This window comes from Microbacterium hydrocarbonoxydans (genome assembly GCF_000956475.1).
Lineage (GTDB): Bacteria > Actinomycetota > Actinomycetes > Actinomycetales > Microbacteriaceae > Microbacterium > Microbacterium hydrocarbonoxydans_A.
This window is the reverse complement of record NZ_JYJB01000008.1, coordinates 353,225-373,507: the sequence shown is the minus strand read 5'-3', so window position 1 is coordinate 373,507 and position 20,283 is coordinate 353,225. Positions and strand designations below refer to the sequence as shown.

Genomic DNA, 20,283 nt, shown 5'->3' with positions numbered 1-20,283 from the left:
GGAGTCATCAATGACATCTGCATCCTCCGTCCCTTTCGCCTCACCGGCGTGCGTCGCCGGCGAGCCCTTCGCCGACACGGCCCAGACCTACGACGCGATCCTGCTCGCCGGCTTCGGCGGTCCTGAGGGGCAGGACGACGTCATCCCGTTCCTGCGCAACGTGACACGCGGCCGCGGAATCCCCGACGAGCGGCTGGAAGAGGTCGCCCATCACTATCGCCACTTCGGAGGCGTGAGCCCCATCAACGCGCAGAACCGCGCGCTGAAGGCGGCGCTCGAGGCCGAGCTCGCGGCGCGCGGCATCGACCTGCCGGTGTACTGGGGCAACCGCAACTGGCAGCCGTACCTCTCCGAGGCGGTGCAGCAGGCGGCGGATGCCGGCCGCACCCGGCTGCTCGCATTCGCCACGAGCGCCTACAGCTCGTTCTCGAGCTGCCGGCAGTATCGGGAGGACTTCGCGCGGGCGCTGGGCGAGACCGGCCTCGGCGATGCCGTGACGATCGACAAGATCCGGCAGTTCTTCGACCACCCCGGCTTCGTCGACTCGTTCGTCGACAGCATCGCCGCGACGCTGGGCGGCTTCCTCGACGAGGGGACGGATGCCGAGTCGGTCCGCGTCCAGTTCACGACGCACTCGATCCCGGTCGCCGACGCGCAGCGGTCGGGCCCCCGTGACCGGGACTTCGGTCCCGGTGGCGCGTACGAGGCGCAGCACCTCGCGGTCGCCGCCGCGGTCATGCAGCGGGTGGTCGCCCGGGATGGCCGGCTCGACGGGATCGGCTGGGAGCTGGTGTACCAGTCGCGCTCGGGGCCCGCCTCGCAGCCGTGGCTGGAGCCGGACATCTGCGATCGCATCGAGCAGCTGCCCGGCGAGGGCGTCGCGGCGATCGCGATCTCGCCGATCGGCTTCGTCAGCGACCACATGGAGGTGCTCTGGGACCTCGACACCGAGGCCCTCGAAGCGGCGGCATCCGCCGGCATCCGAGCCGTCCGCACGGCGACGCCCGGCGTCGATCCGCTGTTCGTCGCCGGGATCGTCGACCTGATCGAGGAGCGGATGTCGGCGGTGGATCCGTCTCTGCGTCCGGCGGCAACGACTCTCGGGCCGTGGTTCGACGTGTGCCGGCCCGGATGCTGTGAGAACGTCAGGGCCGGCTTCAAACCCGCCGCGGCGGGAGTCGCGCCGTGAACCGAGACGCCCGAGCATGACCGGCACGAGCATCGTCTGGTTCCGCGACGATCTGCGGGTGCACGACAATCCGGCGCTGTCAGCCGCGATCGAGCGGGGAGGAGCCGTCGTCGCACTGTACGTCCTCGATGAGGAGTCTGCCGGCATCCGTCCCCTCGGCGGCGCCGCCAGGTGGTGGCTGCACCATTCGCTCGAATCGCTGGCCCGTGGCCTCGGCGATCTCGGCGTGCAGCTCGTGCTGCGCCGAGGCGAGGCGCAGCGCGTCGTGCACGAGCTCGTGGCGCAGACCGGCGCGGAGGCGGTGCTCTGGAACAGGCGGTACAGCCTGCCCGAGCGGACCGTCGACACCGATCTCAAGAGCCGGCTGCGTGCCGAGGGGACCGACGTCGCCTCGTTCGCCGCGTCGCTGCTGCACGAGCCCTGGACCGTGACGACGGGAACCGGCAGCCACTACTCGGTGTTCACGCCGTTCTGGCGGGCGTGCCTGAGCCGGCCGACCCCGCGGCTGCCGCTGCCCGCGCCGCTCGAGGCCGCGGCGGAGACCGCTTCCGTACCGTCTGACGATCTCGCCGACTGGCGCCTGCTGCCGCGAGCTCCCGACTGGTCGCGCGGACTGGCTGAGGCCTGGGAACCCGGCGAGCCTGCCGCGCGCCGGCAGCTGCTGGAGTTCGTGCGCGGCGGACTCGCCGACTACGACCGCGCCCGCGACGAGCCGGGCCTGGAGGGCACATCGAGACTCTCGCCCCGACTGCGCTGGGGCGAGCTCAGTCCGTTCACGGTCTGGCACGAGGCGGTCGCGGCCGACGGCGGAGGGAGATTCCTCACGGAGCTCGGCTGGCGCGAATTCGCCTGGCACACGCTCGACCGGTTCCCCGACCTCGCCACGAAGAATCTCCGGGCGGAGTTCGATTCGTTCCCCTGGCCGCAGCCCGACGAATATGCGCTGGGCGCATGGCGGAGCGGACAGACGGGAGTGCCGCTGGTCGACGCCGGGATGCGCGAGCTGTGGACGACCGGGCACATGCACAATCGCGTCCGCATGGTGGTCGCGTCGTTCCTCGTGAAGAACCTGCTCATCGACTGGAGGGTGGGCGAGGAATGGTTCTGGGACACGCTGGTCGATGCGGATGCCGCGAGCAACCCGTTCAACTGGCAGTGGGTCGCAGGGTCGGGGGCGGATGCCGCGCCCTACTTCCGCGTGTTCAACCCGATGCTCCAGGCAGAGAAGTTCGATCCCCACCGGACGTACATCGATCGCTGGGCGCCTGACAGCACCGGCGAGCCGATCGTCGACCTGCAGGCGACCCGCCGTGCGGCGCTGCGCGCCTACGACGAGATCAAGCGCGCTCGCTGACCCCGCTCAGGCGTCGGCCGGGACGTGCGGACTGTACGGCACGCGAAGGCTCTCCGCGAAGCGCTCGAACAGCGACGCGTCGCCCTCCAGCTGCACCGCACCGGTCTCGATCGCCGTTTGCGCGTCGAGCTCGCCGGCGAGGATGTCGCGGATCTGCGGGCCCGCGGTGATGACCAGATCTGCGGCCGCGGCCGGGCCCTCGCCCACCTCGATGGTGCCGTCGCGCATCAGCACGTGCACCTCGACGTCTGCGACGTGCACCGTGAAGGCGGTGTTCCAGCTGCTCGGCACCGTACCCGAACCCGCGGCGACGCGCAGCGCCGCGATGATCGACGCCGTCGTCACGACCTCGCCATCACGCGGTGAGCGCATGCCACCGGCGCCCCACAGCCCGAGGGCGTCGAGCGCCGGGCGCAGTTCCTCACCGCGCGGAGTGAGCTCGTAGATGAGGGAGCGCTCGCCGGCGGTGACAGCGCGCCGGACGACGCCGGCCTCTTCGAGATCCTTCAGGCGCGAGGCGAGCGTGTTCGTGGGGATGCCGGGGAGTCCGGCGACCAGATCGGAGTACCGCCGAGGGCTCACGGCCAGATCGCGCAGGATCAGCAGCGTCCACCGCTGTCCGACGATCTCCGCCGCCCTGGCGAGACCGCAGAACTGGCCGTAGTGCTGATTCGTCATGCTCTGATATTACCACTTGACTGCAAACAATGCAGCGTGCTTCACTTTATCAAGTACTTCAGATTGTGCAGTGAACATCGAAGGAGATCGAGATGACCGACACCATCGCCCGCGCGGACCTCGCGACCGCACCGGCATCCGACCCCGACGTCGCACGGCGCAATCGCACGGCCCTCGCGCTGCTGCTCGCCGCAGTCTTCGTGGTGTTCCTGAACGAGACGATGATGGGCGTCGCACTGCCCCGCATCCAGGAGGCGCTGCATATCGACGCCACCCGCGGGCAGTGGCTGACAACCGCGTTCGCGCTCACCATGGCCGTCGTCATCCCGATCACCGGATGGCTGATGCAGAGGCTGAGCACGCGGGCCGTGTTCACCCTGGCGATGTCGAGCTTCGTGTTCGGCACGGTCGTCGCGGCGCTCTCGCCGGTGTTCGAGGTGCTCGTGGCAGGGCGGGTGATCCAGGCCGTCGGCACGGCCATCATGATGCCGCTCATGATGACGACCGTGATGACGGTCGTTCCCGAGGGCGAGCGCGGCCGAGTCATGGGGCGGGTCTCCATCGTGATGTCGGTGGCGCCCGCCGTCGGCCCCATCGTGTCAGGCGCGCTCATCCAGGTGCTGCCCTGGCAGGGGCTGTTCTGGGTCATGCTGCCCATCGCGCTCGCGATGCTGGCGATCGGCGTCCGCCGCGTGCCGAACGTCTCCGAGACCCGCAGCGTGCCGCTCGACGTGCTCTCGGTGGTCCTCGCGGCCCTCGCGTTCTCGGCTCTCGTCTTCGGCCTCAGCCAGATCGGTGCGGCGGCGGTCGGCGAGGTCGCCATCCAGCCGTGGGTCCCGATCGTCATCGGACTCGTGACGCTGGGAGCGTTCGGATGGCGGCAGATCGCCCTGCAGCGCACCGACTCGGCCCTGCTGGATCTGCGCACCTTCCTCTCCCGCGACTTCGCCGTCTCGGTCGCCATGATGACCGCCGGCATGGTCTCGCTGTTCGGCGCCTTCATCGTGCTGCCGCAGTTCGCCCGCTACACCCTCGGGCTCGACCCGCTGTGGGTGGGGGCGATGCTTCTGCCCGGCGGGCTGCTGATGGGGCTGGCCGGTCCCACCGTGGGCCGGCTGTACGACCGCTTCGGCCCGCGCCCGCTCGTGATCCCCGGGTCGATCGGCCTCGCCGTCGCGCTCTGGACGCTCGCACTCGGGCTCGGCCCGGGGTCGTCGTGGGTGGTGCTGCTGGCCGCGCACATCGTGCTGATGCTGTCACTCGCGTTCCTGTTCACGCCCGCCTTCAGCGCATCCCTCGGCTCACTGCCGCCTCGGCTCTACTCGCACGGCAGCGCGACCATCGCCACGCTGCAGCAGGTCGCCGGCGCTGCGGGCACCGCGATCTTCGTCGCCCTCTACGCCACGGGCGTCTCAGCGGTCGGCGGCAGCCCCGATGTCCCCTCCGCAGCTGCCGCTGCTCAGGGCTCGCACCTGGCCTTCCTCGCCGGCGGGTTCTTGTCCTTCGGCGTGATCGCGCTTGCTCTGCTGGTGCGCCGTCCGGCTGCTGCGGCCCAGACGCCAGCGCACTGACCCGCGTCGGGCTGAACCCCCGGGTTTACGAACTCAGGCTCTCAGAACACCGGTGCGGATGCCGCGGCGCGAGCCGCGGCATCCGCCGGTGTCGTCCGCAGCAGCGGGCCGTGACCGGGCAGGACGATCCGCGCCGGGATCCCGCCGAGCGCGCCGAGGGCTTCTCGCGCGGCGGCCGGTGAATCGTGGAACACGGTGGGCAGCAGTTGCGGGCCATGCAGCGGGCTGGTCGGATGCGCCGTGACGAGCGCGTCGCCGACGACCAGGACGTCGTGCGCCGGGAGGAGATACCCCGAGTGTCCTCGGGTGTGCCCCGGCAGGCGCACGGCTGCGATCTCGACGCCGAGCCGCTCGGCCGCGTCTTCGGGGAACGGGAGCACCGAGGCGACCGGCGCCGCCTTCTTGCCGCCGGCCTTGATCGCGTGCAGCGCCCAGCGGGCCACTCCAGCGCGGAACAGGTGCGGCAGGAGATCGGAGACGCCGACCTGCTCGAGGATCTCGCGGCGGATGTTGGGGAGCTCGTCGGCATCGGCGTAGACCGGGCACCCCGCCTCCTCGGCGAGGGCCGCGGCGTTTCCGATGTGATCACCGTGACCGTGCGTGATCAGGATCGCGACCAGATCCGACACCTGCCATCCGGATTCGTGCAGGCTCGCTCTGACGGCATCCGCGTCCGCCGGGTAGCCGGTGTCGATGAGCACAGGACCGCGGCTGCCGGCCACGATCACCCAGTTCACCGACGGGCCTTCCGCGAAGAACACGCCGGCGACGGGGGAGGAGAGTCGATACGACGCCATGCGTCGACTCTACGAGCAGGCCCCGGGCGGTCAGAGCACGATGTCATCCGTGCGGGTCAACGCTCGCCACTCCCGCGCTCGCACCGTCTGCTCGTCGAGCACGTCGGCCTGCGGCATCCGCCCGAGGTCAAGTCCGGTGAGCGCGGCGATCTCCGAGACCGGCACCTGGAAGGTGCGGAACGCGCCCAGCGGCGCAGCGGCGAGCAGGCCGTCGCGGGTGTGGACCAGCTCGGTCTGATCGAGCACGAACCCGGCGGTCGCGAGCCCGTCGGGCGCTGCCCAGGCGGCGATCTTCCAGAACCGCAGCGGGATGCGGATGCCGCGGTAGGGAGGGTCGTCGTCGCCGAGCACGGGGGCAGTGAACACCGACAAGCGCTGGTCCGTCGACTCGGCGTAGGCGAGCACGTGGTCTTCGAGTCCGAGCCAGAGCTCCTTCGACTGGTTGAACCCGGCGGCCTGCGGGGCGGCATTGGGGTAGAAGAATGTCGCCTCCATTGCGGCGCGCGCGTCGTCGACCTCGCCCCAGCCGGGATCGCGGCGGCGCACGAGATGACCGCGGTCGAGGTCGTTGCGCGCGTACACGGCTGCGCCCGTCTGCTCGTCCTCGTCGATCCGCGGATCGAGACGCCACTCGCCTTCGCGGGCCAGGTCGAGCATCCGCGCGCCGTCGATGTTCACCCCTGTCGCCACCGCCAGCCGTCGCGAGGGATCGAGCAGCACGGTGAACCGGGGGTAATCGAGCACCCGCGTCTCGGCCGTCGATCGGGGGAGGGGCACCGGGGTGGCGAGGAACTCGCTGTCGTATCCGTCGGTCATGCGACCATCGTGCCCGAGGCCGCCGACAGAGGGAATGCTACGACTCCGAGGGCTTCAGCGGCAGCTCGGGGCCGTGGTTCCAGGCGAGGATCGCGGGCTGCTCCCTCGTGAAGCCGAGCACCGACACCGACCCGGCATCGAGGGTGATCTGCGCCCCGAAGCGCGGAGCCTCGCGCAGGAACACGGCGGTCAGGATGCGCAGGTAGTGCCCGTGCGCGATCAGCGCGACGTCGCCGTCGGCCATGGCCGGAAGCACCCGGGTGAGCACCCGCGATGCACGCGCCGCGACCTCTTCGACGGTCTCGCCGGGCGTCTCGCCCCTGATCACGCCGTGGTTGAAGGCGGTCCAGTTGTAGCCGAGCTCGGCGCGGATGTCGGCGGTGCTCCGCCCTTCGTACCCGCCGTAATCCCACTCCACGAGAAGAGGATCGACCTCGGCGCGAAGACCGGCGAGCTCGGCGGTGCGGCGTGCGCGCTGCAGCGGCGAGGTCAGGATGAGCCGGAAGTCGTAGCCGCGCACGAGCCTGCCGGCGGCCCTCGCGAGCTCCTCGCCCCTCGGAGTCAGCGGGATGTCGGTGCGGCCGGTGTGCAGACCGGTCCGCGACCACTCCGTCTCGCCGTGGCGCAGCAGCACGAGCTTGCCCTGCGGGTTGTCGGGGGCGGGGTGTTCGGGCAGCGGGTCAGGTGCGTCCACACCGCCACGGTAGTCCCTCAGCGACGGGTTGCGACCGTGAACTCCCGATCTGCGCATGACTTCCGGGCGCGCGAGCGGGGAGCTCACGCTCGGCTCGGGAGTTCGGCCGCAGATAGGGGTTTCGGCGGGTGATCAGCCGACCTAGACTCCTGCCCGACGGCATCCGCTCGGCTCGCGCTCCGCCGGCCGCGAAGAAGGAGGCGATCATGCAGACCCTGACGATCGATTTCATCTGCTCTCTCGACGGCTACGGCTCTGCGGTGGGCTGGCCCGGCTGGTGGGGCATGGAGAGCCCGGAGTATCTCGAGTGGCTCGACACGCGGCCCGAGAAGGATCAGCCGCTGCTCATGGGCGCGACGACGTACCGCGTGATGTCCGCGCTCGTGGCCGAGGGAGAGCCGGGCACCGAGGTGCTGAACGGCATCCGCAAGTATGTCTTCTCCTCGTCTCTCGAGGCGCCCCTCGCCTGGGAGAACTCGACGCTGATCAGCACGGATGCCGTGGAGGCGGTGCGCCGGCTGAAGGAGGAGTCCGATCGCCCGCTGAGCACGATCGGCAGCCGGTCGCTGTGCCGCTCGCTCCTGGCCGCAGGACTCGTTGACCGGTATCGCGTCGTGATCTTCCCGGTGATCACGGGTGCCACGGGGCAGGAGCGGATCTTCGACGACTATCCCGATGTCGCACTCGAACTCGTCGAGGCCCGCACCTTCGACATGCGCACCCAGCTTCTGGAGTACATCCCCACCGTTCTCGACGGCCCGCCGGTCTGACCCCCGCTCGCCGCGGCGAGGAGGGCTGGCGACATCTTCAGCAGCGGAGACCGCGGACGATCAGGTGGATCGCGAACCAGACCTCGAACACGAACACGGGAGCGGCGCACAGGCCCGCGATCGCGCCGTTCAGGGGGATGAGGGCGAACAGCTGCGCGAGGTTGCTCGCGAGCACGATCGCTCCGCCCGTCGCGCCGAGCACCGCGAGCGGTCGGGGCACCGCGCGGGACTCGATCAGAAGCCAGCCGAGGATCATCGTGTTCACGCTGATCACGAGTCCTTGCCCGAGGAGGAAGGCCGCGGTGTGCAGGCCGGTGAGGCGGGGGGATCCGCCGAGCGCGATCGCGAGCATCGGCAGCGCTCCGGCGAGGATCACCGCCGCCTCGAGGGTCCGGAGCATCAGGAACCCCGCCGCCCGCGCGGGCCCGCGCTCGCGGAGCAGGAGCCAGAGCAGGAGGCCGGTACCCAGGCATCCGAGCGCGAGGAGGAATTCCAGAAGCACCCCGAGCCGGATGCTCCCGCCTCCGTAGGAGATGACGGCGGTGACCGAGGTGACGTGGGTGGTCAGGTACAGGACGCCGGCGATGCGCGCGTACATCCGCGGGGTGCGGTCCATGGATTCTCCATCTCTGAGGTATACGGTGTATACCCGCTGAACTCGAGCATAGGTTTACGCTGTATACGTGTCAACCGTCCGTCACCCGCTCGATCGGCGCCGCGTCGTGGACGCGGCGATTTCGCTGGCCGACCACGATGGGCTCGACGCCACCACGATGCGCCGGCTCGCCGAGCGGCTCGGAGTGACTCCCATGGCGCTCTACAAGCACATCGGCTCCCGCGAGGAGCTGATCGACCGGATGGTCGACCGCCTCATCGAGGGCATCCCGGCATCCGAGACCGTCGACGACTGGCGGCGGACGCTCACCGCACGCATCCTGATGACGCGCGCGGTGGTGCGTGCGCATCCCTGGGCGCAGGACGCGATCGAGACGCGCACGCTCGCGAGTCCCGTGATCCTCGGCTACATGGACTCGCTCATGGCGATCATGTTCGCCGGCGGGCTCTCCGCCGACCTCGTGCACCACGGCATGCACGCGCTCAGCACGCGCATGTGGGGTTTCACGCGCGAGGTCATGCCCACGCCGTCCGTCCCGGAGGATCCGGCGGCGCTCGAGGCCACCCTCGCGGTGTTCCGGAGCGACTACCCCGCGATCGTGCGGATGACCACGACCGCGCCCCATGCCGGGGCCGCGTGCGACGACGACGCCGAGTTCGCCTTCGCCCTCGAACTGCTGCTCGAAGGCTTGGAGCGGCGGCGGCTCGCGGGATGGACATCGTCGACGGACTGACCGATGGCGGCCGGATGTCTTCCTCTGACCGTACCGATGTGATTGCATGAGCGCATGACCGGAATCCGGGGGGATCGGTCGAGGGCGCGGATGCTGTCGCTCCTCGGCGCGACTGTGCTGACCACGATGATGACGGCGGGGTGCACCACGGCGCGGACGCAGGCCGGGGGCACGCCGTCCGAGATGCCGACGCCCACGCCGACGGCCGCGTGTCCGCTCGTCGAAGGGGTCGAGCTGCCGCCGGAATGCGCCCCCTACGACCCCGAGAAGTCGATGGCGCAGAACGACCGATACCGCGAGCGGATGGACATCACGGAAGAGGCGCGCCTCGCCGCAGAGCAGGCGATCGCCGATGTGCGCCCCGCACTCGAGGCCCTGAGGACGTCGGGAACGCTCTCCACGGATGCCGTCGTCGACGTGTTCGCAGACGCGGGTCTTCTCCACGCGCAGACGATCGGCGACGCGCGTGCCGTGGCATACGGGGTCGCTGCCCCGTTCGGCGGCTGCATCTTCGGAGAGGTGTCCGCCGACGTTCTGACCATCGAGGCCGGCGGGTTCATCATGGACGGCGGCTGCCTGCCGGCCCAGTAAGCGCCCCGGCCGAGGCTGTCGTCAGGGCCTGACGCGGGCCGTGCGGCCTTCGTAGGAGACGAGGTCGCCGTCGTGCAGCTGCCGGCCGCGGCGGCGCTCCTCCTCGCCGTTCACGCTCACGAAGCCGTCGATGATGGCCTCCTTCGCGTCGCCGCCGCTGTCGATGAGGCCGGAGAACTTGAGGAACTGCCCGAGGCGGATCATCTCTCCGCCGATGGAGACGTCGTCGATCGAGGGGGCCATGCCTCGATCGTATCGTCGAGGGCGTGGTGCCAGACTGGCGGACATGACGGATGCCGCGCTCGATGGTCTCATCGCCAGGTTCCCGCAGGCGCGGGGAGCCCGCCGCCTGATCGGGATCACGGGGAGCCCCGGCGCGGGCAAGACCACGCTCGCGAAGGCGCTCGTCGCGCGTCTCGACGAGCTCGCACCGGGCACGGCCGCCTACCTGCCGATGGACGGCTTCCATCTCGCCAACGCGACTCTCGACGCTCTCGGCATCCGTGATCGCAAGGGCGCGATCGAGACGTTCGACGGCTGGGGCTTCCTCGCGCTCCTCGATCGGGTGCGGGTCGAGACCGAGCATGTCGTCTATGCGCCGAGCTTCCGGCGCGAGGCTGACGAGGGGATCGCCGGCGAGATCGCGATCCGGCCCTCGGCGACGACAGTGGTGGTCGAGGGCAACTATCTGCTCGCAGGGAGTGAGCCGTGGAACGGAGTTCGGGATCGGCTCGACGCGGTCTGGTTCTGCGCCGCACCGGCGTCCGAGCGCGAGACGCGGCTGGTCGACCGGCACACCCGGCACGGCCGCTCGCCGGAGGCCGCGAGGGCGTGGGCGCGCGAGGTCGACGGCGCCAACGCCGCGCAGATCGAGCAGACCAGGGGCCGTGCGGATCTCGTGGTGGACGGGATGGGCTGGCGGGTGCTCTAGGGCAGACGCTCCTGCTCGGGGCCGAGCGGGGCGGGGCCGGCGGATGCCGCGCGTGCAGCCTCGTCGCGGCGGGCGATCTCGGCCGGGACGCTCAAAGTGAGCGGTGCGAACGGCACGAACGCACGCTCGAACAGGCGCGTGAGGAATGCGCGCACCTCCGCACGCGGGTTCCACACGACGGTACGGATCGTGTCGGTCTTCATACCTCCAGTGAACCGCACGCGGCTGCGAGGAAACAGGCTCTGGCAGGGCACCGCAGACGGAGGTGCGCGTCGTGGTCGGCTTCTGAGCACGGGGCGGCTTCTTCGCGCACCTCGATCGGCGGGCGCTGGGATCGATGGGCGGGCGATGGGTGCTCGGCGACGGGGTGCGCGTCGCGGTCGCCGGAACCTCCGTCGGGCGGCATCGGCCCCGCACTTCCCGACACAGGGGCGAAGGTCCAGGCGCAATACGATTGAGCCGTGACCGACCCGCGCACGACAGCCGAGCGACTTGTGCGCCGATTCGCCCGTGAGACCAATCTGCTCGTCGCAGGTCGTGCGTTCGCCGTGGAGGGCACGGATGCCGTGGCCGAAGAGCTGCGCCGGCTGCTTCCTGCTCTGGGTGCGCGCCTCGGAACGCGCGGCGTCTCGTTCGCGCCCGGTGCCGAGACCGAGATCCTCATCGACGGGGCCGCTCCGCCCGCGCGCACGGATGCCGCGCACCGCGTCGACAACGCGGGCGCGCACATGCCCGTCTCGACCCTCATCGCGGCTCGTCTTCGCGAGCAGGGGATCGTCCGCGGCATCCGCATCGGCATCGCGATGGTGCTCGAGCCCAAGACCGCCCAGCTCGCCCTGCTGCTCCGCGATGCCGGGGCCGATGTCGCGGTGTACGCCCACCCCGATGAGATCGATGTCGCGGTGGCCGAGGTGCTGCGCGATCGCGGGATCCCCGTCGACGGCGACCCCGCGCTGGGCGGTGCCGAGGAGCGAGCGGCCGCCGTGGCCTTTCTGCGCCGTGGCTTCGATCTGCTGCTCGACGACGGCTCGCACCTGATCCGCCTCGCGCACGAAGAGGGCATCGCCCTGCGCGGCGCCGCGGAGGAGACCACGAGCGGACTCGCCCCGCTGCGTCTGATGCAGCAGCAGGGGCTTCTCGGCATTCCGGTCATCGCGGTCAACGACGCACGCCTCAAGACCTCGTTCGACAATCGTTACGGCACCGGCCAGTCGTGCGTCTTCGCGATCGCCGACGTGCTCGACGCCGCCGGTATCGGCCTGCGAGACCAGCCGGCGGTCGTGATCGGATACGGCCCCGTCGGCGAGGGCGTCGCCGCGCACCTGCGTGCGTTCGGCGTCGACATCGCCGTCGCAGAGACAGACCCGGTGAGGGCTCTGCGCGCCGCTCACGACGGCTTCGCGATCGGCCGTCTGGCGGACGTCGCGCAGGGCGCGCTGGTGATCTCGGCGACCGGCGCCGCGCACACGGTCGACACGGCGACCCTGGGGGCGGCGAGGATCGTCGCAGTCGCCGGTGGAGTGCCGGGCGAGGTCGACGTCGACATCTCGCAGCTGCGACCCGAGGGAGTGCACCTCGATCGCGTCGGCGACGGGGCCCTGCTGATCGCCCAGGGCGGCTGCGTGAACCTCGCCGCGGCCGAGGGCAACCCGATCGAGATCATGGACCTCTCCTTCGCGGTGCAGCTCGGCGCCGTCGAGCAGCTGCTCGCCGGTGCACTCCCGGCGGGGGTGCATCCGTTCCCCGAAGAGGCCGATCAGGCGATCGCCCGCGCGGCGCTCGACGCACGCGGCGACACGATCGACTCCCGCAGTCCCGAGCAGCAGCAGGCCGAGAGCGAATGGCGCTCGCGGCGCTATCTCGCCTCGTCCGCATTCGTGGCGGAGGAGGGTTCGGCGTGATCACGGTCTACTCCGCAGGCCTCGTCGTCCCCGTGACGGCGCCGCCCATCGCCGACGGCGCGGTCGCCGTGCGGGACGGCCGCATCATGCACGTCGGCGAGAGGGCCTGGGTGCTGCGGTCGCTGTCCGAGCGCGGCATCGCCTTCGACGAGGTCCGCTGGCCGGGCGTGCTCACCCCCGGTCTCGTGAACGCGCACACGCACTTGCAGTACACGGGCATGGCCGTGGTCGGTCGAGGGCAGTACACGGGCTTCGACGACTGGGTGCAGGCCTTCGACCCGGTGTACGAGGCGGGCAGGGACTGGGGAGCGGATGCCGCGGCCGGCGCCGAGATGGCGCTGCGCAGCGGCACCACCGCGGTCGCCGACGTGGTCACCGATCCGTCCGCAGCCTCGGCCCTTCACGATGCGCGGCTGCACGGCATCACCTACTGGGAGGTGATGAGCTGGACCAACACCGACTGGGCCCGCACGGGTCGCGCGCAGGTGGAGCAGGCGCTCGACGCCCTGCCCACGCCCCCCGGCACCGGGCTCTCGCCGCACGCCCCCTATTCGCTCGACATCGAGCCGCTGCTGGAGATCCCCGACATCGTGCGCGAGCGCGGCGGGCGCATCCACATCCACCTCGGGGAGGCCGCGTTCGAGAGGGAGATCGCCCACGAGCATCCGCAGGCCTGGCACACCGCCGGCCTCGCGAGCTTCCAGGAGCTGCGAGAGGCCGGCTTCGGCACGAGCGCCACCGAGTTCGTCGACCAGCTCGGCGTGCTCGGCCCCGACTGCCACATCGCGCACGGGGTGTACATGAGCGCGCGCGACCGCGCCATCCTGCGGGAGCGGCGCACGACCGTGGCGCTGTGCCCGCGGTCGAACGCCGTGATCGGACTCGAGGAGCCGCCGATCGCCGCGTACCTCCGCGAGGGCAGCCCGATCGCGGTCGGCACCGACTCGCTGTCGTCGAGCCCCTCGCTCGACGTGCTCGCCGACGTCGCAGAGCTCGCCCGCATCGCCCGGTCGCAGGGCTACACCGACCGCGACCTGCACACCCGGCTGCTCGGCGCCGCCACGCTCGGCGGTGCGCACGCGATGGGCATCGACGTCGGGCCCGATCGCACCGGCTACCTCGCCGTCGGCGCGCTCGCCGACCTCACCTTCTTCGACGTGCCGGCCGGAGCCGACGCGATCCCCGAGCTGGTCGAGGCCGGCGCAGGGCGCGCCGCGGCGACGATCGTCTCGGGCGAGGTGCGCTGGGCGCGCGACGATCTCGAAGGAGCATCCGATGACCGCTGAACGACCCGCCACCGCAGAGCGCCTCGACCTCGCCCCGCACCCGGAGGGCGGCTGGTTCCGCCGCACCTGGACGAGCCCGATCGCCGTCGACACCCCGAACGGTGCGCGACCTGCGGGAACCTGCATCCACTACCTGCTGCAGGCCGACGAACGCAGCGAGTGGCACGTCGTGACGAGCGACGAGCTGTGGCTGTGGCACGGCCCCGGCCGCCTCGAGCTGAGCCTCGGGGGCGACGGCTCCGAGCCTGGAGAGGCGACCACGGTCGTGCTCAGCGGGACGGATGCCGCGCAGGTGCTGGTTCCGGCCGGCGTCTGGCAGGCCGCCCGACCACTCGACGACAGCGAGGTGCTGGTGTCGTGCTTCGTGTCGCCAGGTTTCGATTTCGCCGATTGGCGACTCGCCGAATCGCCTACTGTTAAGCAAAATCCGAACGCTCTCCCGTGAGAGACGCACCCGAACACCCTTCTTCAGGAGCAATCGTGCCCCGTACCCTTCGTCGCGCCGCAGCCGCTGTCATCGCGATCGCCGCCGCCGCCTCACTCGCCGCCTGCGCCGGCAGCCCTTCGTCGTCGTCGACCGCTGCGGCCGACGGAGAGCTGCAGACCGTCACGGCAGGCAAGCTCACGATCGCCACGGGCGAGCCGAACTACGAGCCCTGGTTCGTCGACGACGACCCCTCGAACGGCAAGGGCTTCGAAGGCGCGGTCGCGAACGCCGTCGCCGAGCAGCTCGGCTTCGACGCCTCCGACATCGTGTGGACCCGCACCGGCTTCGACGCCGCGATCGCCCCCGGCCCCAAGGACTGGGACATCAACATCCAGCAGTTCTCGGTCACCGATGAGCGCAAGAACGCCGTCGACTTCTCGTCGCCGTACTACACGACCACTCAGGCCGTCGTGGCGCTGAACAGCTCGCCGGCGGCATCCGCCACCACGATCGACGCGCTCAAGAAGGCGAAGGTCGGCGTCGCCGCCGGCACCACCAGCTACACGGTCGCCAAGGAGCAGCTGGGAGACGCGAACCTCAGCGTCTTCAACACCGTCGACGACGTCGTGCTCGCACTGCAGGCCGGCCAGATCGACGCCATGATCACCGACCTGCCCGGCGCGTTCTACGTGACCGGCGCCGTGGTCGACGACTCGTCCGTCACCGGGCAGTTCGAAAGCTCCGACGGCGGCGACGAGTTCGCGTTCGTGCTTCCGAAGGGCTCAGCCCTGACCTCGGCCGTCTCCGACGCGGTCGACGCGCTGCGCGAAGACGGCACCCTTGACGCGCTGCAGCAGGAATGGCTCAGCGACGCGGTCGACGTCCCCGTCCTGAAGTGACGAACACCACCGCAGAGACGGCGTGGCAGCCGAGCGAACTCGAGCTGTCGCGCCGGGCTCTGCGGCGCCGCGCGACCACGCGCTCGGTGCTGATCGCGTTCCTCAGCAGCATCGTGCTGATCGCGGTCGTCGTGATCGTGGTGGTGAACACCCCCGGCTGGGCGGTCGTGCAGCAGACGTTCTTCAACCCGGAGATCGCGCTGCAGAGCGTCGGTCCGGTCTTCCAGGGTCTGCTGACGAACCTGCTCGTGCTCGTCATCGCGGCCATCGGCGTCGCGATCCTCGGCACTCTGCTGGCCACGCTGCGCTCGCTGCGCGGTCCGGTGTTCTTCCCGCTGCGCGCGCTCGCCGCGGCGTACACCGACTTCTTCCGCGGCATCCCGCTGCTGATCGTGCTCTACCTGATCGGCTACGGCATCCCCGCGCTGATGATCTTCCCCCGCATGCCGCCGGCGTTCTGGGGAACGATCGCGATCATCGTCACCTACTCGGCCTACGTCGCCGAGGTGCTCCGCGCCGGCATGGAGGCCGTGCACCCCTCACAGCGCGTCGCCGCGCGATCGCTCGGTCTCAGCCACGCGCAGACCCTGCGGATCGTCGTGATCCCGCAGGGCGTGCGCAAGGTCGTCCCGGCACTCATGAACGACTTCGTGTCGATGCAGAAGGACGTCGGTCTCATCTCGGTGCTCGGCGTGATCGACGCCGTGCGCGCCGCTCAGCTGCAGGTCGCCGACACCTACAACTACACGCCGTACGTTGTCGCCGGGCTGTTCTTCATCATCCTCAGCTGGCCGATGATCAGGTTCACGGATGCCGTGACCGCCAGGCTCAACAGGCGCGAGCAGGCCGGAGGAGTCGTATGAGCGTCGTACCCGTGATCGAGGCCAGGGGCGTGCGCAAGCGCTTCGGCGACCACGACGTGCTGCGCGGGCTCGATCTCGCGGTCGCCCCGCACGAGGTGGTCGTGCTGATCGGCGCCTCCGGCTCGGGCAAGTCGACGCTGCTGAAGACCATGAACCTCATCGAGCGCGTGGACGACGGGCAGATCTTCCTCTCAGGCGACGACATCACCGACCCGCGGGCGGATGCCGACAGCATCCGCGCCCGCATCGGCGTCGTCTTCCAGCTGTTCAACCTGTTCCCGCACCTCACTGTGCTCGAGAACATCACCCTCGCGGCGCGCAAGGTGCACGGCTGGCGAGCCGCCGACACGCGTGTGCGCGCGCTGGAGCTGCTCGAGACGCTCGGCCTCGCCGCGAAGGCAGGGGAGTACCCCGACCGGCTCTCCGGCGGTCAGCAGCAGCGCGTCGCGATCGTGCGCGCGATCCTCACCGAGCCCGAGGTGCTGCTGCTCGATGAGATCACGAGTGCGCTCGACCCGCAGCTCGTCGGCGAGGTGCTCGACCTCGTGCGCGAGCTCAAGCGGCGCGGCACGACGATCGTGATGGCCACGCACGAGATGTCGTTCGCGCGCGAGGTCGCCGATCGCGTCGTGTTCCTGAAGGAGGGCGTGCTCGTCGAGCAGGGCCCGCCGGAGCAGATCTTCGACGCTCCGCAGCATCCGGCCACTGCGGAGTTCCTCGCGCGCGTGCGGCGCTGACACCGCCGTGTGGATTCGCTTTCCGCACGTCGCCGGGCGGGCGTAGGGTGCGGATCATGGAATCCAGACACGCGGATCACGCCGAGGCGCTGCGCACGCGCGTGCTCGAATCGGGTGTGATCGACAGCGCACTGAGGAACGGCGCTATGCGCGCAGGCGCGGGAGAGGATGCTGCCCTGCCGGAACCCTACGCGGCCCTCACGCGCACGATCGGCGAGCACTCGTATCGGGTCACCGATGCCCAGGTCGCCGCGGCGCGGGGTGCCGCCGGCACTGACAGGGCGGCGTTCGAGGTGATCATGTCGGCGAGCATCGGAGCGGGGCTGCGGCGGTGGGATGCGGCCATCGCCGCGCTGGAGGAGGCGCAGGATGCGTCTCGCTGAGGTGACGAGGGGCGACACGGTCGCGCACCGCCTGCTGATCAGGGTGATATCGCGGGTCGCGGGCTATCGGCTGCCGGATGCTGCGCGGGTCGCCTTCTACGACAAGGCCTTTGCCGGACCGGCGCTCGGCAGGTGGACGCAGCAGGCCATGCGCGGCGAGAGCGGCTGGACCGTCGCCGAGCGCGAGCTGATGGCGGCGATGGTCGCATCGTGGAACAGTTGTCCGTTCTGCGTGGGCGCGCATCGCGCGATCGCCGTGCACGGCATCGACCCCGAGATCGCCGACGCCGTGCTGGCCGACTACCGCACCGCTCCGATCAGCGAACGGCTGCGGGCGGCTCTCGCGTTCATCGAACGCCTGACCACCGACCCGGGCGCTGTCGGCGCTGCCGACGCGCAGGCGGCGATGGCTGCGGGACTGTCGCGGCAGGACATCGAAGACGCTGCAGCCGTGGCGTCGGTGTTCGCCGTGATCACCCGCAATGCCAACGCCCTCGACTTCGACATCCCGTCAGCGGCGGAGTTCGATCGCGCTGCGGGGATGCTGCTTCGACGAGGATATTCCTGAGGCCCGTCGGCCTTTGGGCGTCCGTCTCGGGACTCAGGACTCGGGGCTCTGCGGCCGCGGATCGGGCATGATCGTGTCGACCCGCGGCTTCGCGTTCGCCTGCGCTCGCGCCCACACGACGAAGCCGACCGCGGTGAACACGCCGTAGAACACGTACATGAAGCCGGTGGCGTAGAAGCCCGAGCTGAACAGCAGCGGCACGCCGACCAGGTCGACGGCGATCCAGACGAGCCAGAACTCGGTCCAGCCCTTCGCCATGCCGTACGTCGCCATCAGCGACCCGACGAAGGTCCAGGCATCCGCCCACACCGGCTCCCATGAGCCGAGCGCACGGAACAGCGGCGTCAGCGCGACGGTTCCGACGATCATCACGAGAACGATGCCGATGCGCGCGCTCCACGGCGCCCATCGGGGCGTCACCTGTCCGCCGTCGGATGCCGCCCGGCGCCACCGCACCCAGCCGTAGACGGCGACCGTGATGAACATGACCTGGCGCCCCGCCTGGCCGAGCAGGCTCGGCAGCTGGTGGTCGGGGTTCAGGATCGTCCCGAGGAACACGGTCAGCAGCAGCACGTTGCCCACGATGCCCACCGGCCAAGCCCATACCTTGCGGCGCATGCCGCCGAGGGCGCTGGCGAGGCCGAAGGCGTTGCCGACGACTTCGCGCACCAGCAGCGTCTGGCCTCCAGGCAGCACCCAGGTCGAATTGAACAGCTCGACGAGCCAGGTGAACAGGTTCATGCGGGAGTCGGCCGATCGTCGAGGTTCAGTTGCAGAAAGGTCAGGTCGAGCCAGCGACCGAACTTCGCGCCGACCTGGGGCAGACGACCGGTCTGCACGAATCCGAGACGCTCGTGCAGAGCGATGGATCCCTGGTTCTCGCTCTCGACCGCCGCGATCATGACGTGCGTGCCGTTGGTGCGGGCTCGTGCGATCAGCTCGAGCATCAGTGCCTTGCCGATGCCGCGACCGCGCTGATCGCCGCGCACGTACACCGAGTGCTCGACCGTGTGGCGATAACCGTCGTGGGGACGCCAGGGGCCGAAGGTCGCGTAGCCCAGCACCTCACTGTCATCCGCCGCCACGATCACCGGGTATCCGCCACGCAGTCGTTCGGCCATCCACACCGCACGGTCGTCGACGTCGACCACCGTCTCGTTCCAGATCGCGGTCGTGTTGACGACGGCGTCGTTGTAGATGTCGGCGATCGTCTCGAGGTCGGCGATCTCGGCGTCTCTGATGTGCACGGCGGTCTCCTCTGGGGCGTGGGGCGCATGCCGACGCTAGCAGGGAGGCTGGCAGTGGCGCCTCTGCCGCTCTTTCGCCGCGGGTGTGACCTCCTGGTTTCAGTGTGACCTCCTGCTGTCGGCGCGAGAACCGTGTTCCTGACGGCGGAGCTCACGCGGCATCCGGGAGCTCGCGCGCAGATCGGGAGTCCACGAGCCCGACACCGGATGCCGCCGCATGTCACCCCCCGATGCCAGAGTGGAGGTATGAGCAACGCAACGGCCGTGCGCGATCAGATGGTGTCGGCGATCGACCGCGAGCAACTCGGCGCCTACGGCATCCACGTGCTGATCGGGGACGACGAGGCGGGCCACCGCTGGCGCAGCGACGACCGCGAGAACCTGTATTCCGTGTCGAAGGGCGTCAGCGCGCTCGCGGCCGGAATCGCGATCGATGAGGGGCTGCTGACTCTGCAGACCTCCGTGCTCGAACACATCAGCGTGCCGGCCCCGGGAGCGGGAGTGGAGGAGGTCACGCTCGAGCACCTGCTCACGATGACGAGCGGCATCGACTTCTCCTGGTTCGGCAGCCAGCCTGTGACGTGGCCGGACCTCGCGCTCGAGATGCTCCGACGGCCGACGCGCGGGCCCGGTGCGGTCTTCCAGTACTCGGATGCGAGCACCTACACCGCGATGCGGATGCTGGGCGCGATCGTCGGCGACGTGCGTGACTGGCTGATGCCGCGCCTGTTCGAGCCGCTCGGCATCCACAATCCACAGTGGCACCGGTGCCCGCTCGGCTGGATCGTGGGCGGCAGCGGGCTCGAGCTGCGCACCGAAGAGCTCGCGCGGATCGGGAGGGTGCTGCGCGACGGCGGCGCCGGGCTGGTCAGCCGCGGCTGGATCGAGCGCATGCACTCCGACTGGGTGCCGACGGGCGGTGCGGGAGACTCCTCGAACTACGCTCTCGCCGTGTGGCAGGGGCCGGGCCGCACCTGGCGGTTGGACGGTCTCTACGGCCAATACGTGATCGTCGACGAGCGGGCGGATGCCGTCGTCACGATCACTGCGCACGAGGAGCACCGCGACCATCGGCTCGCCGAGATCGCAGCAGACGCTCTTCGCGCGCTGGGCTGAGCGACGGGGGCGCCGTCAGCGTTGCCGGGTGCAGGCTGCGGGGGCGGCGGGTGGGGCGCGGGCGGATGCCGCGAGCTCCGGATCTGCGCATGAGATCCGTGCGCTGGACATGGGAA

Annotated in this window: 25 protein-coding genes; 16 read left to right on the top strand and 9 right to left on the bottom strand. The window is 70.3% G+C overall.

The annotated features are described in order from the left end of the window. Positions 1–10 precede the first annotated feature (10 nt). Complete coding sequence (locus tag RS84_RS08520; RefSeq protein WP_045257340.1) at positions 11–1,189, top strand: ferrochelatase; 1,179 nt, start codon at positions 11–13, stop codon at positions 1,187–1,189. Between the two features lie 16 nt (positions 1,190–1,205). After that, entirely contained in the window at positions 1,206–2,543 is a 1,338-nt protein-coding gene (locus RS84_RS08515; RefSeq protein WP_045257339.1) for a cryptochrome/photolyase family protein, read from the top strand. 6 nt (positions 2,544–2,549) lie between these two features. Here RS84_RS08515 and RS84_RS08510 read toward each other — a convergent pair whose 3' ends face one another. After that, on the bottom strand, positions 2,550–3,221 hold the full coding sequence (locus RS84_RS08510) for a winged helix-turn-helix transcriptional regulator (protein WP_045257338.1): 672 nt from the start codon (positions 3,219–3,221) through the stop codon (positions 2,550–2,552). Positions 3,222–3,313: 92 nt separating this feature from the next. On the opposite strand from RS84_RS08510, the gene RS84_RS08505 reads away from it, so the two are divergent. Beyond that, the gene (locus RS84_RS08505) at positions 3,314–4,792 is read left to right on the top strand and encodes a DHA2 family efflux MFS transporter permease subunit (RefSeq protein ID WP_045257337.1); all 1,479 of its coding nucleotides are present in this window, start codon (positions 3,314–3,316) and stop codon (positions 4,790–4,792) included. Between the two features lie 41 nt (positions 4,793–4,833). Here RS84_RS08505 and RS84_RS08500 read toward each other — a convergent pair whose 3' ends face one another. From RS84_RS08500 to RS84_RS08490, 3 genes are read right to left on the bottom strand one after another with little or no spacing between them, the layout of a single operon-like run. Continuing rightward, positions 4,834–5,589 (bottom strand): MBL fold metallo-hydrolase, encoded by a 756-nt coding sequence (locus tag RS84_RS08500; RefSeq protein WP_052676282.1) that lies wholly within the window; start codon positions 5,587–5,589, stop codon positions 4,834–4,836. Positions 5,590–5,619: 30 nt separating this feature from the next. Further along, complete coding sequence (locus RS84_RS08495) at positions 5,620–6,405, bottom strand: DNA/RNA non-specific endonuclease (protein WP_045257336.1); 786 nt, start codon at positions 6,403–6,405, stop codon at positions 5,620–5,622. A gap of 37 nt (positions 6,406–6,442) precedes the next feature. After that, positions 6,443–7,099 carry a histidine phosphatase family protein gene (locus tag RS84_RS08490; protein WP_052676297.1) on the bottom strand — a complete coding sequence of 219 codons (657 nt, stop codon included), beginning with the start codon at positions 7,097–7,099 and terminating at the stop codon, positions 6,443–6,445. A gap of 206 nt (positions 7,100–7,305) precedes the next feature. Here RS84_RS08490 and RS84_RS08485 point away from each other — a divergent pair, with 206 nt between their 5' ends. Further along, positions 7,306–7,869 carry a dihydrofolate reductase family protein gene (locus RS84_RS08485; RefSeq protein ID WP_045257335.1) on the top strand — a complete coding sequence of 188 codons (564 nt, stop codon included), beginning with the start codon at positions 7,306–7,308 and terminating at the stop codon, positions 7,867–7,869. Between the two features lie 37 nt (positions 7,870–7,906). Here the strand turns inward: RS84_RS08485 and RS84_RS08480 are convergent, their stop codons facing one another. Then, positions 7,907–8,485 (bottom strand): DUF4386 domain-containing protein, encoded by a 579-nt coding sequence (locus RS84_RS08480; protein WP_045257334.1) that lies wholly within the window; start codon positions 8,483–8,485, stop codon positions 7,907–7,909. A 67-nt stretch (positions 8,486–8,552) separates the two neighbouring features. On the opposite strand from RS84_RS08480, the gene RS84_RS08475 reads away from it, so the two are divergent. Continuing rightward, the gene (locus RS84_RS08475) at positions 8,553–9,218 is read left to right on the top strand and encodes a TetR/AcrR family transcriptional regulator (RefSeq protein ID WP_045257333.1); all 666 of its coding nucleotides are present in this window, start codon (positions 8,553–8,555) and stop codon (positions 9,216–9,218) included. A gap of 54 nt (positions 9,219–9,272) precedes the next feature. Then, positions 9,273–9,809, top strand: coding sequence for a hypothetical protein (locus RS84_RS08470; RefSeq protein WP_152641783.1), 537 nt, complete (start codon positions 9,273–9,275; stop codon positions 9,807–9,809). A 21-nt stretch (positions 9,810–9,830) separates the two neighbouring features. On the opposite strand, the gene RS84_RS08465 is transcribed toward RS84_RS08470, so the two are convergent. Next, positions 9,831–10,052 carry an RNA-binding S4 domain-containing protein gene (locus RS84_RS08465; RefSeq protein ID WP_045257331.1) on the bottom strand — a complete coding sequence of 74 codons (222 nt, stop codon included), beginning with the start codon at positions 10,050–10,052 and terminating at the stop codon, positions 9,831–9,833. A 43-nt stretch (positions 10,053–10,095) separates the two neighbouring features. Here RS84_RS08465 and RS84_RS08460 point away from each other — a divergent pair, with 43 nt between their 5' ends. Continuing rightward, a complete protein-coding gene (locus RS84_RS08460; protein ID WP_082062098.1) occupies positions 10,096–10,740 on the top strand; it encodes a nucleoside/nucleotide kinase family protein in 645 nt (214 codons plus the stop codon). Here RS84_RS08460 and RS84_RS08455 read toward each other — a convergent pair. Then, the gene (locus RS84_RS08455) at positions 10,737–10,943 is read right to left on the bottom strand and encodes a hypothetical protein (RefSeq protein WP_045257330.1); all 207 of its coding nucleotides are present in this window, start codon (positions 10,941–10,943) and stop codon (positions 10,737–10,739) included. The two genes, RS84_RS08460 and RS84_RS08455, sit on opposite strands and share 4 nt — an antisense overlap. A gap of 258 nt (positions 10,944–11,201) precedes the next feature. Here RS84_RS08455 and RS84_RS08450 point away from each other — a divergent pair, with 258 nt between their 5' ends. The 8 genes from RS84_RS08450 to RS84_RS08415 are packed head-to-tail and all read left to right on the top strand — an operon-like array spanning position 11,202 to position 17,804. Further along, positions 11,202–12,641: an adenosylhomocysteinase gene (locus tag RS84_RS08450; RefSeq protein WP_045257329.1), complete on the top strand. Its 1,440-nt coding sequence runs from the start codon at positions 11,202–11,204 to the stop codon at positions 12,639–12,641. Then, positions 12,638–13,927 carry an amidohydrolase family protein gene (locus tag RS84_RS08445; protein WP_235281430.1) on the top strand — a complete coding sequence of 430 codons (1,290 nt, stop codon included), beginning with the start codon at positions 12,638–12,640 and terminating at the stop codon, positions 13,925–13,927. Before RS84_RS08450 ends, RS84_RS08445 begins: the two co-directional genes overlap by 4 nt. Further along, complete coding sequence (locus RS84_RS08440; protein ID WP_045257327.1) at positions 13,917–14,372, top strand: cupin domain-containing protein; 456 nt, start codon at positions 13,917–13,919, stop codon at positions 14,370–14,372. Before RS84_RS08445 ends, RS84_RS08440 begins: the two co-directional genes overlap by 11 nt. Positions 14,373–14,407: 35 nt before the next feature. Beyond that, positions 14,408–15,253 carry an ABC transporter substrate-binding protein gene (locus RS84_RS08435; RefSeq protein ID WP_321163036.1) on the top strand — a complete coding sequence of 282 codons (846 nt, stop codon included), beginning with the start codon at positions 14,408–14,410 and terminating at the stop codon, positions 15,251–15,253. After that, positions 15,214–16,116, top strand: a complete 903-nt coding sequence (locus RS84_RS08430; RefSeq protein ID WP_082062097.1) for an amino acid ABC transporter permease — start codon at positions 15,214–15,216, stop codon at positions 16,114–16,116. The genes RS84_RS08435 and RS84_RS08430 overlap by 40 nt, the downstream gene beginning before the upstream one ends. After that, positions 16,113–16,853, top strand: coding sequence for an amino acid ABC transporter ATP-binding protein (locus RS84_RS08425; RefSeq protein ID WP_045257325.1), 741 nt, complete (start codon positions 16,113–16,115; stop codon positions 16,851–16,853). The genes RS84_RS08430 and RS84_RS08425 overlap by 4 nt, the downstream gene beginning before the upstream one ends. Before the next feature lie 56 nt (positions 16,854–16,909). Further along, on the top strand, positions 16,910–17,236 hold the full coding sequence (locus tag RS84_RS08420) for a hypothetical protein (protein ID WP_045257324.1): 327 nt from the start codon (positions 16,910–16,912) through the stop codon (positions 17,234–17,236). Continuing rightward, on the top strand, positions 17,223–17,804 hold the full coding sequence (locus RS84_RS08415; RefSeq protein WP_200892000.1) for a carboxymuconolactone decarboxylase family protein: 582 nt from the start codon (positions 17,223–17,225) through the stop codon (positions 17,802–17,804). The genes RS84_RS08420 and RS84_RS08415 overlap by 14 nt, the downstream gene beginning before the upstream one ends. Before the next feature lie 33 nt (positions 17,805–17,837). Here the strand turns inward: RS84_RS08415 and pnuC are convergent, their stop codons facing one another. After that, a complete protein-coding gene (pnuC, locus tag RS84_RS08410; RefSeq protein ID WP_045257323.1) occupies positions 17,838–18,545 on the bottom strand; it encodes a nicotinamide riboside transporter PnuC in 708 nt (235 codons plus the stop codon). Then, the gene (locus tag RS84_RS08405; protein WP_045257322.1) at positions 18,542–19,051 is read right to left on the bottom strand and encodes a GNAT family N-acetyltransferase; all 510 of its coding nucleotides are present in this window, start codon (positions 19,049–19,051) and stop codon (positions 18,542–18,544) included. Before RS84_RS08405 ends, pnuC begins: the two co-directional genes overlap by 4 nt. Before the next feature lie 246 nt (positions 19,052–19,297). Between RS84_RS08405 and RS84_RS08400 the strand changes: the two genes are divergently transcribed. Further along, positions 19,298–20,167: a serine hydrolase domain-containing protein gene (locus RS84_RS08400; protein WP_045257321.1), complete on the top strand. Its 870-nt coding sequence runs from the start codon at positions 19,298–19,300 to the stop codon at positions 20,165–20,167. Positions 20,168–20,283 lie beyond the last annotated feature (116 nt).

Bases quoted from the DNA above. Each gene is read 5' to 3' on its own strand.
- RS84_RS08420 (WP_045257324.1), top strand. From the start codon at position 16,910: ATGGAATCCAGACACGCGGATCACGCCGAGGCGCTGCGCACGCGCGTG.
- RS84_RS08465 (WP_045257331.1), bottom strand. From the start codon at position 10,052: ATGGCCCCCTCGATCGACGACGTCTCCATCGGCGGAGAGATGATCCGC.
- RS84_RS08510 (WP_045257338.1), bottom strand. From the start codon at position 3,221: ATGACGAATCAGCACTACGGCCAGTTCTGCGGTCTCGCCAGGGCGGCG.
- RS84_RS08470 (WP_152641783.1), top strand. From the start codon at position 9,273: ATGACCGGAATCCGGGGGGATCGGTCGAGGGCGCGGATGCTGTCGCTC.
- RS84_RS08440 (WP_045257327.1), top strand. From the start codon at position 13,917: ATGACCGCTGAACGACCCGCCACCGCAGAGCGCCTCGACCTCGCCCCG.
- RS84_RS08495 (WP_045257336.1), bottom strand. From the start codon at position 6,405: ATGACCGACGGATACGACAGCGAGTTCCTCGCCACCCCGGTGCCCCTC.
- RS84_RS08500 (WP_052676282.1), bottom strand. From the start codon at position 5,589: ATGGCGTCGTATCGACTCTCCTCCCCCGTCGCCGGCGTGTTCTTCGCG.
- RS84_RS08520 (WP_045257340.1), top strand. From the start codon at position 11: ATGACATCTGCATCCTCCGTCCCTTTCGCCTCACCGGCGTGCGTCGCC.
- RS84_RS08455 (WP_045257330.1), bottom strand. From the start codon at position 10,943: ATGAAGACCGACACGATCCGTACCGTCGTGTGGAACCCGCGTGCGGAG.
- RS84_RS08425 (WP_045257325.1), top strand. From the start codon at position 16,113: ATGAGCGTCGTACCCGTGATCGAGGCCAGGGGCGTGCGCAAGCGCTTC.
- RS84_RS08430 (WP_082062097.1), top strand. From the start codon at position 15,214: ATGGCTCAGCGACGCGGTCGACGTCCCCGTCCTGAAGTGACGAACACC.
- pnuC (WP_045257323.1), bottom strand. From the start codon at position 18,545: ATGAACCTGTTCACCTGGCTCGTCGAGCTGTTCAATTCGACCTGGGTG.
- RS84_RS08485 (WP_045257335.1), top strand. From the start codon at position 7,306: ATGCAGACCCTGACGATCGATTTCATCTGCTCTCTCGACGGCTACGGC.
- RS84_RS08400 (WP_045257321.1), top strand. From the start codon at position 19,298: ATGAGCAACGCAACGGCCGTGCGCGATCAGATGGTGTCGGCGATCGAC.
- RS84_RS08415 (WP_200892000.1), top strand. From the start codon at position 17,223: ATGCGTCTCGCTGAGGTGACGAGGGGCGACACGGTCGCGCACCGCCTG.
- RS84_RS08505 (WP_045257337.1), top strand. From the start codon at position 3,314: ATGACCGACACCATCGCCCGCGCGGACCTCGCGACCGCACCGGCATCC.
- RS84_RS08480 (WP_045257334.1), bottom strand. From the start codon at position 8,485: ATGGACCGCACCCCGCGGATGTACGCGCGCATCGCCGGCGTCCTGTAC.
- RS84_RS08515 (WP_045257339.1), top strand. From the start codon at position 1,206: ATGACCGGCACGAGCATCGTCTGGTTCCGCGACGATCTGCGGGTGCAC.
- RS84_RS08460 (WP_082062098.1), top strand. From the start codon at position 10,096: ATGACGGATGCCGCGCTCGATGGTCTCATCGCCAGGTTCCCGCAGGCG.